At 65.3% G+C, this 12,977-nt stretch carries 14 protein-coding genes; 6 read left to right on the plus strand and 8 right to left on the minus strand.

The window, feature by feature from the left end:
- Nucleotides 1-146: 146 nt before the first annotated feature.
- Nucleotides 147-2,204, plus strand: coding sequence for an alkaline phosphatase D family protein (locus SAS01S_RS04750; protein WP_245656745.1), 2,058 nt, complete (start codon nt 147-149; stop codon nt 2,202-2,204).
- 163 nt (nt 2,205-2,367) lie between these two features.
- Here SAS01S_RS04750 and SAS01S_RS04755 read toward each other — a convergent pair whose 3' ends face one another.
- From SAS01S_RS04755 to SAS01S_RS04765, 3 genes are all read right to left on the minus strand, one after another.
- On the minus strand, nt 2,368-2,982 hold the full coding sequence (locus tag SAS01S_RS04755) for a hypothetical protein (RefSeq protein WP_157082669.1): 615 nt from the start codon (nt 2,980-2,982) through the stop codon (nt 2,368-2,370).
- Nucleotides 2,983-3,072: 90 nt separating this feature from the next.
- Nucleotides 3,073-3,675, minus strand: coding sequence for an NAD(P)H:quinone oxidoreductase (wrbA, locus tag SAS01S_RS04760; protein ID WP_066805665.1), 603 nt, complete (start codon nt 3,673-3,675; stop codon nt 3,073-3,075).
- 124 nt (nt 3,676-3,799) lie between these two features.
- A complete protein-coding gene (locus SAS01S_RS04765; RefSeq protein WP_066805806.1) occupies nt 3,800-4,522 on the minus strand; it encodes a pirin family protein in 723 nt (240 codons plus the stop codon).
- A gap of 112 nt (nt 4,523-4,634) precedes the next feature.
- Here SAS01S_RS04765 and SAS01S_RS04770 point away from each other — a divergent pair, with 112 nt between their 5' ends.
- The 4 genes from SAS01S_RS04770 (at nt 4,635) to SAS01S_RS04785 (ending at nt 7,178) form a co-directional block, all read left to right on the plus strand.
- Nucleotides 4,635-5,549: a LysR family transcriptional regulator gene (locus SAS01S_RS04770; RefSeq protein ID WP_066805809.1), complete on the plus strand. Its 915-nt coding sequence runs from the start codon at nt 4,635-4,637 to the stop codon at nt 5,547-5,549.
- Nucleotides 5,550-5,707: 158 nt separating this feature from the next.
- Nucleotides 5,708-6,409, plus strand: a complete 702-nt coding sequence (gene ctrA, locus SAS01S_RS04775) for a response regulator transcription factor CtrA (RefSeq protein WP_066805668.1) — start codon at nt 5,708-5,710, stop codon at nt 6,407-6,409.
- 312 nt (nt 6,410-6,721) lie between these two features.
- Complete coding sequence (locus SAS01S_RS04780; protein WP_066805671.1) at nt 6,722-6,934, plus strand: cold-shock protein; 213 nt, start codon at nt 6,722-6,724, stop codon at nt 6,932-6,934.
- A gap of 58 nt (nt 6,935-6,992) precedes the next feature.
- Entirely contained in the window at nt 6,993-7,178 is a 186-nt protein-coding gene (locus SAS01S_RS04785; RefSeq protein WP_066805674.1) for a hypothetical protein, read from the plus strand.
- Between the two features lie 337 nt (nt 7,179-7,515).
- Here SAS01S_RS04785 and SAS01S_RS04790 read toward each other — a convergent pair whose 3' ends face one another.
- Nucleotides 7,516-7,731, minus strand: a complete 216-nt coding sequence (locus SAS01S_RS04790; protein ID WP_066805676.1) for a hypothetical protein — start codon at nt 7,729-7,731, stop codon at nt 7,516-7,518.
- A gap of 114 nt (nt 7,732-7,845) precedes the next feature.
- A complete protein-coding gene (locus SAS01S_RS04795; protein WP_066805677.1) occupies nt 7,846-9,501 on the minus strand; it encodes an amidohydrolase in 1,656 nt (551 codons plus the stop codon).
- 95 nt (nt 9,502-9,596) lie between these two features.
- Between SAS01S_RS04795 and SAS01S_RS04800 the strand changes: the two genes are divergently transcribed.
- Complete coding sequence (locus tag SAS01S_RS04800; protein ID WP_066805680.1) at nt 9,597-10,838, plus strand: threonine ammonia-lyase; 1,242 nt, start codon at nt 9,597-9,599, stop codon at nt 10,836-10,838.
- Between the two features lie 45 nt (nt 10,839-10,883).
- On the opposite strand, the gene SAS01S_RS04805 is transcribed toward SAS01S_RS04800, so the two are convergent.
- The 3 genes from SAS01S_RS04805 to SAS01S_RS04815 form a co-directional block, all read right to left on the minus strand.
- Nucleotides 10,884-11,780 (minus strand): DMT family transporter, encoded by an 897-nt coding sequence (locus SAS01S_RS04805; RefSeq protein ID WP_066805682.1) that lies wholly within the window; start codon nt 11,778-11,780, stop codon nt 10,884-10,886.
- Nucleotides 11,777-12,043 (minus strand): metal-sensing transcriptional repressor, encoded by a 267-nt coding sequence (locus tag SAS01S_RS04810; protein ID WP_066805812.1) that lies wholly within the window; start codon nt 12,041-12,043, stop codon nt 11,777-11,779. Before SAS01S_RS04810 ends, SAS01S_RS04805 begins: the two co-directional genes overlap by 4 nt.
- A gap of 192 nt (nt 12,044-12,235) precedes the next feature.
- The gene (locus tag SAS01S_RS04815) at nt 12,236-12,937 is read right to left on the minus strand and encodes a superoxide dismutase (protein WP_084238522.1); all 702 of its coding nucleotides are present in this window, start codon (nt 12,935-12,937) and stop codon (nt 12,236-12,238) included.
- Nucleotides 12,938-12,977 lie beyond the last annotated feature (40 nt).

Here is a 12,977-nt window from a genome sequence, read left to right on the forward strand (position 1 = left end):
GGGCAACGTCGCCTGCCTCCACCTCCCCTCTTGCCTGCGCCGCGAACCGGGTCCAGGTGTGTTTATGCGATAGCACAGTACTCCCTCCGCTCGAGCTTGAGCGAGTGGCGCGCGGCATGAGGATTGATACAAAAGAAGCGGGGACGATGAGCATGGATAGACGCGAATTCATTTCCGCCGCGGCGGCGCTGGGCGCGACCGCTTTGTGGGCAACCCGCTCGTCCGCCGCGTCGCGGCTCTCCTGGCGCGAAGACCGTAGCCTCTATCCGCAAGGCGTCGCGTCGGGCGACCCCGACGAGCAGAGCGTGATCCTGTGGACCCGGCGTCCGTTCGCCGAGAAAACACGCGCCGATCTGAACGTCGAAATATCGCTCGATCCCGGTTTCAAGAAGGTCGTGGCGACCGCGCGAGTGCCGGTGCTGGCGGAATCGGACTGGACGTGCCGCGCGCTGGTCGGAGGGCTCAAGCCAGCGACGGTCTATTGGTACCGCTTCACCGACGAGACCGGGGCCGGCAGCCGGGTGGGGCGCACGATCACCGCCCCGCTCGCCAAAGATCCTCGCCCGGTCCGTTTCTCCTTCGTGTCATGCCAGAGCGTCAACGAAGGCGCCCAAAACGCCTTTCGGCGGATGATCTGGGAGGACGAGCGCGCGCCCGCCGACCGCAAGCTGGGTTTCGTGCTGCATTTGGGCGACTTCATCTACGAAGTCGTCGAATATCCCGACGAAGTGCCGCATCGCTATTCGCGCACCGTCTACGATCTCGGTCGCATCCCGGACGCGCGCAAAGTAGCCAATTTCCACGTGCCGACCAACCTGGCCGGCTACCGCCACGTCTATCGCGCGCATATCGACGACCCAGATATCCAGGACGCGCGGGCGTATTTCCCGTTCGTGTGCATCGGCGACAACCACGAATTCTCGTGGCAGGGCTGGCAGAGCTTCATCAAATATGGCGGCAAGGTCGAGCCGGCGCAACCGTTGCGCGTCGCCGCCAACCAGGCGTGGTGGGAATATATCCCGTCGCGCGTCCGCAAGGCATCGGGCGCCGGGCTCGATCGGTTCGGGCCGCCCACTGTGGCGAAGGCGCCGATCGAGACGTTCGACGATCACGGCTTCGGCACCGAGCCGAACAACCGCGTCGCCGTCGGCAGCATGACCGCTTATCGCGCGCTGCGCTACGGCCGGCATGTTGATCTCATCCTGACCGACTTCCACAGCTACAAAGCGGCGGACCCGACCGATCGACCCGAGGCGGCCGCGCTCGATTCGGGCGAGTATCCGGTCCTCCCGCAGGAGTGGATGGAGATCGTCGATGGCGGGAAGGACTATGCCGGCGGCAAGCCCCCCGCGTCCATCGCGCTCGGCGACAAGAGCATCCCCAATTTCCGCAAGGATGAGCCCGCTTACACCGTGCTTGGCCGCGAGCAGAAAGCGTGGCTCAAGGACCGGCTGACCCGGTCGACCGCGACCTGGAAAATCTGGGGCGCGACCAACGGCACGCTCGACATGCGGACCGATCCTCAGAACCTGCCCGCCGGATTGATCAAGGCGCCATGGCCGGGCAAGGACTTCGGGACTTTCGGCAGCGGCGATTTTAGCGGCGCGTTCGCGGAGCGCGCGGAAATCTACGACACGGTCCGCGACCACAAGGTGACGGGATTCGTCACCGTCTCGGGCGACCGCCACAGCTTCTGGGCCGGCTATGCCGCGCCGGCCTTGCCGCCGGCCGGGTTCGCGCCGGTCGGGCTGAGCTTCATCACGGGGTCGATTTCCGCGCCGGGGCTGGGCGAAGCCGCCGAATTTTTCAAGGATTCTCCCGTGCTGCCGCTGTACGTGCGCAAAACGACGGCTGCTGCGCCCGAGCACACCATCAATCTGACGATCAAGCGCGGCGTGCGCAGCGCGCTGGAATATGCGGCGAGCGGCGATATCACCAAGGCGCGCGCGGTGACCAATCCCGACGTCGCGCCGCATCTCGAGTTCGTCGACATGGCCGGGCATGGCTATGCCGTGGTCAGCGCCGGGCCCGACGCGATCGACACCGAATTCGTCTGCATCGTCCGCCCGATCACGCGCGCCACCACGCCCGACGGCGGTCCGCTGAGGTATCGCGTATCGCACCACGCCAAGCGCTGGGCCGCGGGCGAACGGCCAACGCTGGAACAGCGCGTGATGGAGGGTGACCCTAAGTTGTCGATCTGAGCGAGAGTACGGCCAACTCTTATCCTCCCCCGCCAGGGGGAGGTGTCAGGCGCAGCCTGACGGAGGGGGAGGAAGCACGACGGCGAGTGACACGCTGTCCGCCCCCTCCGTCGCCTTCGGCGCCACCTCCCCCTGGCGGGGGAGGATTGGTCTAAATTCGCCCCTAATGCTCGATCCGCACTCGACAGAGGCCAGGATAACCGCCCTGCCCCTGATGCCATTGGCCGGTCCAGGTTCCGTTGGCCGCGCGCGCTGCTTCGGGGCAGCGCATATTGGCGTCGCCCTGGCTGGCGATCGCGCCGCCATCCACGCCGCGCAGCACCCCGGCGAGGTTGCCACCGGCGGCGCCCACGCCGTAGCGGACGGGGCTGTTGTTCCAGAACCCATTGGACGATGCGAGCGGCGGCGATGTCCGCGCAGGCGGCGTGGCGGCCGCGGCGCCGACACTCGCCGCCGATCCGGTCACATCATAGAGATCGGCATAGGATCCGCCATTTTCGGTGTAGCGGATCTTCTTGCGGTAGAGGTCGATCTGGACGCGGACGTTGCGCGCAGGATCGAACAGGAAGACCGACCATTCGTCGCGCGCGTCCTCGACGAACGCGTTGGTCGGCTTGCCCGATTTGTCGAATTCGGCCCAGGCGCGCGGGCCGGTCTGGCGATAGCTGCCCTGGGGGTAAGTGACACTGCGCACATTGGCGCCGCTGGCGGGTGCCTCCGCGGCGACCACCGGTACGCTCGCCATGACGGCAATCGCGGCGACAGCTAGCCTGAACATCGTCCGCCTCCTCTATGGCCGGGAGGACCATAAGGGAGGCGGGGCGATCGGGCTAGGCCGGTGGGCCGGTCACGCGACCGGCCGATCGGCTCAGGCGGCGAGCTTGGTCGCGACTTCGGCGACGCGGCGGCCCTGGTACCGAGCACCGTCGAGATCGACCTGGCTCGGCTGACGGCTGCCGTCGCCATCGGCAATGGTGCTGGCGCCATAAGGCGAATTGCCATGGACTTCCTTGACGCCCATCTGGCCGGCAAAACCGTAATCGAGCCCGACGATCGTCAACCCGAAATGCAGCAGGTTGGTGATGATCGAGAACAGAGTGACTTCCTGGCCGCCATGCTGGGTCGCGGTCGAGGTGAACGCCGCACCGACCTTGCCGTTCAAGGCACCGCGCATCCACAAGCCACCGGCCTGGTCGAGGAACGACGCCATCTGGCTCGACATGCGACCAAAGCGGGTCGGCGAGCCGACGATGATCGCGTCATAATCGGCGAGCTTGTCGATACCCTCGATCACCGGATGCGAGATGTCCGGCTTGAAGCCGGCGGCCTTGGCGACGTCGGCCGGCGCGGTTTCGGGGACGCGGCGGATGTCGACCTCGGCACCTGCGCCGCGGGCGCCCTCGGCGATGGCATCAGCCATCTGTTCCATATGGCCGTAGGACGAATAATAGAGAACGAGGACCTTGGTCATTGGGGGACTCCTTTAGTTGGGAATTGGCAGTTGGGGATTGGAGGCCCCCTCCCCGGGGGTCAGGGAGGGGGCTGGCCGGCGCGTTGGGAGGAACGCCGCGCCGGCTCGGGGGGAACAGGATGCCTTAGTCGGCGTCGACCAGGACGAGTTCGGCGTCGTCGAGCGCCTTGATCTCGACGGTCTGGCCGCCGGAAATCGCGATGCCGTCGCGCGCCTCGTAGCGCTCGCCGTCGATCTCGACCGCGCCGGTAGCGGGGACGAGATAGGCGTGGCGCCCCTCACCCACCGTGTGGCTGACGCTCTCGCCCGCCTTGACGGTGGCGCCCATCACCCGGGCGTCGGCGCGGATCGGCAAGGCGCCGTCATCCTCGGCGAACCCGCTGGCGAGCGTCACGAACTTGCCCGAGCGATCGTCCTTGGGAAACGGCTTGGCGCCCCAGGACGGCGAACCGCCGAGCCGCTTGGGCTCGATCCAGATCTGGAACAGCGTGGTCGACTCCGGCTCGAGATTGTATTCGGCATGCCGAACGCCGGTTCCCGCGCTCATCACCTGGACGTCGCCCGCCGCGGTGCGGCCGACATTGCCCATTGAATCCTGGTGCGTGATCGCGCCCTTGCGGACATAGGTGATGATTTCCATGTCGCGGTGGGGATGCGGCGGGAAGCCCGAATTGGGGCCGATCTCGTCGTCGTTCCACACGCGGATGGTGCCCCAGCTCATCCGCTTGGGGTCGTAATAATCGGCGAAACTGAAATGATGCCGGGCATTGAGCCAGCCGTGATCGGCATGGCCCAGGCTGTCGAAAGCGCGGCGCTCGATACGGGTGGCAATATTGGTGTCGGTCATGAGAACCTCCATTCGTTGCCGCCAAGATAGGCATCCCCGGCATCGCGTAAATGGAAACGATTGAAACCGATCGTTTCCTATTATAAGCCGTCTTGGTTGACCGGGAGGAATGATGAAGCTACCCGATTTCGAGGCCTGGGCGATCTTCGCGACGGTGGCCGAACACCGCTCGTTCAGCGGCGCGGCCGACGCGCTGGGCGTATCCAAGGCGACCATATCCAAGGCGATTACGCGGCTCGAGCAGTCGCTCGGCACGTCATTGTTCCACCGCACGTCGCGCCGGCTGACGTTGACGCAGAGCGGCGAGAGTCTGAGCGAACATGCCCAGCGCATCCTGGCCGAGGGCCAGGCCGCCGAAGAGAGCGCGCACGATGCCGCCGCGGCACCGGTCGGGCTGATCCGCATCGCTGCGCCGCTGACGTTCGGCATCCGCCACGTCTCACCGGTCATCGCCGATTTCATGGTCGAGCATCCCGGCGTCCATATCGACCTGAGGCTGTCCGACGCGAAGGTCGATATCGTCGCCGAGGGGTTCGATATCGCGCTACGCATCGCCGATTTGCCCGACAGCTCCTTGCGCGCCCGCCGGCTCGCGCCGGTCGAAACGCGCATCGTCGCCTCCCCGCTCTATCTCGACCGGCGCGGACGGCCCAAACATCCGCTCGAGCTCGGCGAGCACGACATCTTCGCTTATGCCAACGTCCCCAGCACGACCTGGACCTTTCGCGGCCCGGCAGGCGAGGAAGTCGCGGTGCGGCCCAACGGGCGCTTCACCAGCGACAATGGCGATGCCAATTTGCCGCTGCTTCATGCGGGACTCGGGATCGCGCGCCTGCCCGATTTCATCGTCGACGAGGAAATTGCCGCGGGACGGCTCGAAGCAATTCTCACCGACTGGAAAGGTCCGCCGATCGCGCTTCACCTCGTCACGCCGCCGAGTGCGTTACGGCCCGCTCGCGTAGAACTCCTGATTGAGTTCCTTGCCGCCCGCTTTAAGGAATTATGCGCGTCGCAAACACGGCATTAACCGGCGCCCGAATCGTATTGACTCCCCGCGACTCGCGGAGTCAGGCCGGTTAGCGAAGAATTAACCTTTGTCCTTCAGATGTGCTTAGGTTAATGGAATATGTCGAGTGTGGGCAGCCAACGGGGGCAGCTTGCCGCAAGTGACAGGGGATTTCGCTGATGCGCGTACTGCTGATCGAGGACGAGCCGACGACGGCCAAGGCCATCGAGCTCATGCTGACGACCGAGGGCTTTAACGTTTATACGACCGACCTCGGTGAGGAAGGTTTGGACCTCGGCAAGCTGTATGATTACGATATCATCCTGCTCGACCTGAACTTGCCGGACATGCACGGCTATGACGTGCTGAAGAAGTTGCGCACCGCGCGGGTCTCGACGCCGGTGCTCATCCTGTCGGGGATCAGCGAGATGGACTCGAAGGTCCGCTCGTTCGGCTTCGGCGCCGACGATTACGTCACCAAGCCATTCCATCGCGAAGAGCTGACCGCGCGTATCCACGCCGTCGTCCGCCGCTCGAAGGGTCATTCGCAGTCGGTCATCAAGACCGGCAAGCTGGCGGTGAACCTGGATGCCAAGACCGTCGAGGTCGATGGCGCCCGTGTCCACCTGACCGGCAAGGAATATGCGATGCTCGAGCTGTTGTCGCTCCGCAAGGGCACGACGCTGACCAAGGAAATGTTCCTCAACCATCTCTATGGCGGGATGGACGAGCCCGAACTCAAGATCATCGACGTCTTCATCTGCAAGCTGCGCAAGAAGCTCAGCCTGGCGACCGACGGCGAGAATTACATCGAGACCGTATGGGGCCGCGGCTATGTGCTGCGCGAGGCCGACGAGGTCGAGGCGGCGCAGGTCGCCTGAGCCGAAAAATCAAAGGTTAAAAGGGGGATGGGGGTCGCGGCGCCGCAAGGCACCGCGGCCCTCTTCTTGTCCGGGAAGGACGGACCGCGCCCAGGCAAAGTTCATCGTCCGAAAATGCGCCGCGCGGGACTGAAAAGCCGAGGCGTCAGGGGCAATCCCGGGCTCACCCTTTCAAATTCGGCCCGAATACGCTAGGTCGCGCTCGCTAGAGTCGCATATCGACGGTTTTCGGCGCTGCGGCACCAATCCTTCTTTCCCTGCCCCTTAAGCGGTAAGTCTTCATCCAGAAGACGGAAATCGAAGGAAATATTCATGGCCATCACTGGCACCGTCAAGTTTTTCAATGCCACAAAGGGATTTGGTTTCATCTCCCCCGATGCCGGCGGTGAAGATGCGTTCGTTCACATTAGCGCGGTCGAGCGCGCCGGCATGGCGACGCTGGATCAGAACCAGCGCGTGTCGTACGAGCTGGAAGCATCGAAGAATGGCAAGATGGCGGCCTGCAACCTGCAGAACGTCGACTGACGCCAAGTTGATACGGCGGCGCGATCCCGCGCCGCCGCTTTCCCCAAGGAGAACCGCCTTGGCGCAAAATACTTTTCGTGAAAATGCGGCCGTCGCGCAAGCGGAGGCCAATGCGGCGAAGTTGGACAATGTCCGCGATCGCTGCCTGCGGGCTGCAGCGGCATGGGAAGCCATGGCCGAACGCCAGGAACGGGTCGAACGCGCCCGCGCCCAGAACCGACCGGTCGACGCGCTGGTCGATTGACGCGATGCGGAGCCGCGATCGAGGCGACAATCCGCCCGATCCGCGGCTGCCATCGCACCCCGGCCGATAGGGCCGACTGCCATTTCCGCGGAGAGACAGACGATCGAACGCGAGTTCAAGTCGGCCGCCGAATTGAAGGGCGAACTGGACTGGGCAATATCCGTCCTGCTCGGCGCCGACGTCGCGGGTCGTATCGTGTTCGACGAACCGCTGCTCGCTACGGCCGCAGCTGCGCAATGCTGCATTGGGACGTCACTGTCCGCTGCTCGCCCGAGGATGACGGCGTCGTCCAGGCGGCGATCATTCACATCGCCGATCGCTGGGATCTGGCCTGACTCTATTGCTCGGGGGTTCTCGCCGGACGGCGCGCGCTCGACGGCAGTCGCACGCGAAGCCGATCGTCGAAGCCGCGCAACAGGCGCCGGCGCTCGCTCGCCGCGCGAAGCAATATCACCAGCATCGTCACCAGGATCGGGACGGCAATCACGATGAAGACAATAGCGAGTGCCTGGTGAGAGACGATGACGCTTTTCCAGCTTGCAAGCGGGAGCACGATCGGTCTCTCAGTCAGCGGCGCTCAAGTAGAAAACTGTCGCTGATATAGTCTCTTATCACGGCCAACCGATTCCGGCCAGCACCGATCCGCTCTTGACCATCAGCCGGGGGCCTAGCCCGTCTTGCGCACATAAATCTTGGCGCCGCCGATCCAGGTCTCCTCGACCTTGGTCTGGCGCAAGTCGCTCGGGCTCGCCAGCATCGGATCGCGATCGACGATGATGAAGTCGGCGAGCTGACCGGGCGCGAGGCGGCCGAATTTTTCCTCGGCGAATCCGGCGTACGAGCCTCCCTGGGTGAAGGCCCACCATGCCTGTTCGCGCGTTACCTTTTCCTCGGGCCGCCAGCCGCCGAACGGTTCGCCATTGGCGTCCTGGCGCGTGAACGCCGCCGCCCAGCCGGCCCAGGGATCGGGGCTTTCGACCGGATAATCCGACCCGAAGGCAAGCGGGACGCCGTTGCGCAGCATCGTCGCCCAGGCATAAGCGCCGACCAGCCGGTCGGAGCCCAACCGCGCCTCGGCCATCGCCCGGTCGGAGGTCGCGTGGGTCGGCTGCATCGAAGCGATCACCTTCAGGCTGGCGAAGCGCGGCAGGTCGGCGGGATCGACGATCTGGGCATGTTCGATCCGCCAGCGGCGGTCGCCTTTATAGGTGTTGGACATCGCCTCGATCGCGTCGAGCACCTGGCGGTTGGCGCGGTCGCCGATCGCATGAACCGCGACCTGGAACCCGTCCATCGACGCCCGGCTCATATAATTCTGCAGCACGTCGTCGGTCAGGAACCCTGCGCCCGACTGACCCGGCGCGTCGCTATAGGGCTTGAGCAGCCAGGCGCCGCGCGAGCCGAGCGCGCCGTCGGCGAACAGCTTGACCCCGGCCATGCGCAAGCGGTCGTTATACAGCCACGGCGTCGGGCCGCTGCCGCCGATCCGGACCGCGGTATCGACCCCGAGGCCATAGCTCATGATCCGCATGCTCAGCGCGCCGCGGTCGCCGGAGCGCCGCATCGCCAGCCAATCGTCCATCGACGTGCCCATGTCCGACGTCGCGGTGATGCCGAAGGCAAGCAGGATCTCCTGCGCCTTCGCCAGCGCGAGGTCGCGCTCCTTTGGCAACGGCTGCGGCACGACCTTCTCGATCAATTGCTGCGCGGCATCGACGAACACGCCGGCAGGCTGGACGCCGATCTTCTCGATGCGGCCGCCCGCCGGGGTCGCGGTCTTGGCGGTGATGCCCGCTTCCCTGATCGCCGCGCTATTGGCCCAGCTGGCATGGCCGTCGGCGCGCTCGAGCCAGACCGGGCGATCGCCGACCGCCGCGTCGAGATCGGCCGCGGTCGGGAAGCGGCCCAGGCCCCATTTCTCCTGGTTCCAGCCGCCGCCCAATATCCATTTCTTCTCGGGATTGGCCGCCGCATAAGCGGCGATCTTCGCCTTGGCCTCGTCGAGCGATTTGGTATCCGACAGATCAAGTTCGAGCGCGCGGAAGCCGAGGTCGATGACATGGCCATGCGCGTCGATGAACCCGGGAAGCAGGGTCCGTCCCTTCTGGTTCGACAGCCAGTCGAGCTTGTCGGGGCGTTTGTCGCCCGACTGCATCAGCTTCTTGACCTTGCCGTCTGCGCCGATCAGCATCCCGCTGAAGTGGATCACGCGGCCGTTGGCGTCCATCGTGATGCCGTTGACATTGTCGATCAGCCCGTCGGCCAAGGCGGGGGTGGCTATCATCGACAGCGCGACGGCCGCCCCCACCAGCTTACGGATCATTCGCGGCCAACTCCCGTTTCTTGCGCTCAAAACGGAGCGCTCCGGCGGGCATAAGCCGTGTTCCCCCAACACGCCAGATGGTCTAGGCGACGCCAATGACCTCCTCCGAAACGATCGCCGCCACTATCCCGGTCACCATCGAAGACGTCCGCGCCGCGCATGCGCGCATTCGCGATTCGATCGTCCGCACGCCGACCTTCATCAGCAAGACGCTAAGCGAACTGACCGGGGCGACGGTCTATCTCAAGTTCGAGAACCTCCAGTTCACCGCGGCGTACAAGGAACGCGGCGCGCTCAACACCTTGCTTCAGCTCGACGAGGCGGCACGCGCCAAGGGCGTGATCGCGGCGTCGGCGGGCAACCACGCCCAGGGCCTCGCCTATCACGCGCACCGGCTTGGCATTCCGGCGACGATCGTGATGCCGACCAACACGCCGATCGTGAAAGTGACGCAGACCGAGGGGCATGGCGCCAAGGTCGTGCTCCAGGGCGACACGTTCGACGCGGCCTATGCCCATGCCCGCCAGCTCGAGCAGGAATGCGGCTTCACTTTCGTCCATCCGTTCGACGACGCGCGCGTCATCGCCGGCCAGGGCACGGTGGCGGTCGAGATGCTCGAGGACGTGCCGGCGATCGACACCTTCCTGACCCCGATCGGCGGCGGCGGCTTGATCAGCGGCATGGCGGTGGTCGCCGCAGCGGCCGACCATCCGATCGAAGTGGTCGGGGTCGAAGCCGAGCTCTATCCGTCGATGTACAACCGCATCAACGGCACCCAATATCCCTGCGCCGGCGACACGCTGGCCGAGGGCATCGCGGTCAAGGAACCGGGCGGGATCACCTCGGCGATGGTCCGCCAGCTAGTCGACGAGATCGTGTTGGTCGGCGAACGCAGCCTAGAACAGGCGGTCAGCCTGTTGCTGCAGATCGAGAAATCGGTGGTCGAGGGTGCCGGCGCGGCTGGGCTCGCGGCGCTGCTCGAACATCCCGATCGGTTCAAGGGCAAGACCGTCGGCGTGGTGCTGTGCGGCGGCAATATCGACACGAGGCTGCTCGCCAACGTGCTGCTGCGCGACCTCGCGCGGTCGGGCCGGCTGGCGCGGTTGCGCATCCGCTTGCAGGACCAGCCGGGCGCTTTGTTCAACGTCGTCCGCATCTTCAGCGACCAGCGCGTCAACATCATCGAAGTCTATCACCAGCGCGTGTTCACCACCCTGCCTGCCAAGGGCCTGATCACCGACATCGAATGCGAAGCCCGCGACCGCGCGCATCTCGACCGGCTGGTCGCGGCGCTCAAGGCAGCGGATTACGAGGTGACGCCGGTGGAGTTGGCTTAGTCCGCAATTTGCCGCGATCGCCGACAGAGAGGTATGTTTGGCTGCCTAGCCGATTGCCTTTTCCGGGCGCTGTTCCGTCAGATGCAGCCAGACGCCGAGCGCCATTAGCAGCCCGGCGCCCAGAAGCGACCAGCTCCACGCTTCTCGCGGAACGACAAGGCTGAGCGCCGCGCCGAGGAACGGCGCCGTCGAGAAATAGGCGCCGGTCCGCGCCGCGCCGACCTGGCGCAGCGCCAGCACGAACAGCACCAGGCTGATCCCATAACCGAATAGCCCGATCAGGCCGGAGAGCGCGATCGAGCCCATGGACGGCACGGCGGCACCGGCCATCAGGGCAAGACCGACGTTCACGATACCGGCGACCAAACCCTTCACGGCCGCCAGCGCCGGCGCGTCGGCGTGCGAAATCCGCGACGTGCAATTATTGTCGATTGCCCAGCACAGACAGGCCGCCCCGATCGCGAGCGCGCCGCCGACCATTGCCCGACCCGATCCTCCGCCTAGCGACAGCAACGCCGCACCGGCGACGATCGCCATCATACCGAGGCCGATGCGGAGATTGAACGGCTCCCGAAAGACGATCCAGGCGATCAGCGCGGTGAAGACTCCCTCCAGCGTCAACAGCAACGATGCCGCCGATCCCGTCACCGTCGTCAGTCCGAGCATCAGCAGCGCCGGTCCGGCCATACCGCCGAACACCACCGCGGCGGCCAGCCAGGGCAAATCGGCCCGTTCGAACAGCCAGCCCGTCTGTCCGCTAGCGACGCGCAAGATGGTGAGGCCGATCCCCGAGCCGAGATATAGCAGGCCGGCGAGCATCAACGGATCGACATCCGACACGACCGCCTTGGCGGCCGGCGTGGAGGCGCCGAACAAGGCGGCGGCGGCAATAGCCAGCAATCCGCCTCTGCGTATGTCGCCCAGCGCGAACGGCTTTGTCACAGATATTTGGCCAGGATGGCGATGCGCGCCAATTCTTGTCGGCCGGCGTCGGTCAACGGTCCGGTCGCGGTCTCCAGATGATGCTCGATATGGTCGATGACCAGCACCTTCTTTGCAGCCTCGAGCGCGCTGACCACCGCCTGCATCTGTTGCGCTATCTCGAGACCTTCACGGCCGGTCTCGACCATGTTGATGATTGTGGCGAGGTGCCCGTGCGCGCGGCGCAGACGGTTGAGAAGCTTGGGATCGTTGGCGTGTGACATTGCGCCCACATATCCCCCCGGGGAGGATATGGCCAGTCTCGATATCGGCTCATCTCAGCTCGGCGAAGTGTCGCGGTCCGAAGAGGTCAGCGGATCTTCAGCAACCATGAAGCGGCCGGCGCGCCGCCGCGTTCGGGGTTGGCGGCGCCATCATCGCCGCGAGCCTGAACGTGCTTTCCCCGCCCGGACCGTTCACGCAACCTTAGCGAAGCGCGCGTCGGCCGACGCCCAATTCGTCGTCGCCATGAAGGCGTCGACATAGGCGGCCGCCTTTGCGCCATAATCCATGGCATAGGCATGCTCGTACATATCGAGCGCGAGGATCGGCGTGCTGCCGGCCAAGGTCATACTGTGATCGGCCGCCCATTGGTTGACCAGGCGATTGTCGCGGTGGCTGTATGTCAGCAGCACCCATCCCGATCCGCCGCCGAGCGCCTTGCCCATGTCCGCAAACTCGGCGCGCCAACGGGCATTGCTCCCGAAATCGCGCTCGATCGCGGCGGCGAGCTTCGCGCCGGGTTTCGACGGCGCACCCAGGCCGGCGAAATACAGCTCGTGCAGGATCATCGAGTTCCAGGCGATCAGCTCCTCGCGCTTGAGCCCGTTGATCTGGAATCCCGGTGCGGTCGCCGGGTCGAGCGCCGCGACTTGCTCAGTGATCGCACCGATCCGCTTCACCGCGCCGACATAATTGTTGTCGTGATGGCTAGTCAGCAACTTCTCGGAGAATCCGGTGATGCTCTTTGGATCGAACGGCAGCGGCAGCGGCAGCGGCGCATAGCCGACAGCGATCGGCGCGGCGGCAGCGGCGCTCGCGGGCAGGACGGCGGCACCGACCGACAGCAGCGCGCCGGCGGTCAGCAGATCACGACGGTCGAGGCGAGCATCTGTCATAACCTAACTCCCTTATTCGAAAGGCCGAATAGAAGGCCCG

Source organism: Sphingomonas asaccharolytica NBRC 15499, assembly GCF_001598355.1.
GTDB classification, from domain to species: Bacteria; Pseudomonadota; Alphaproteobacteria; order Sphingomonadales; family Sphingomonadaceae; genus Sphingomonas; species Sphingomonas asaccharolytica.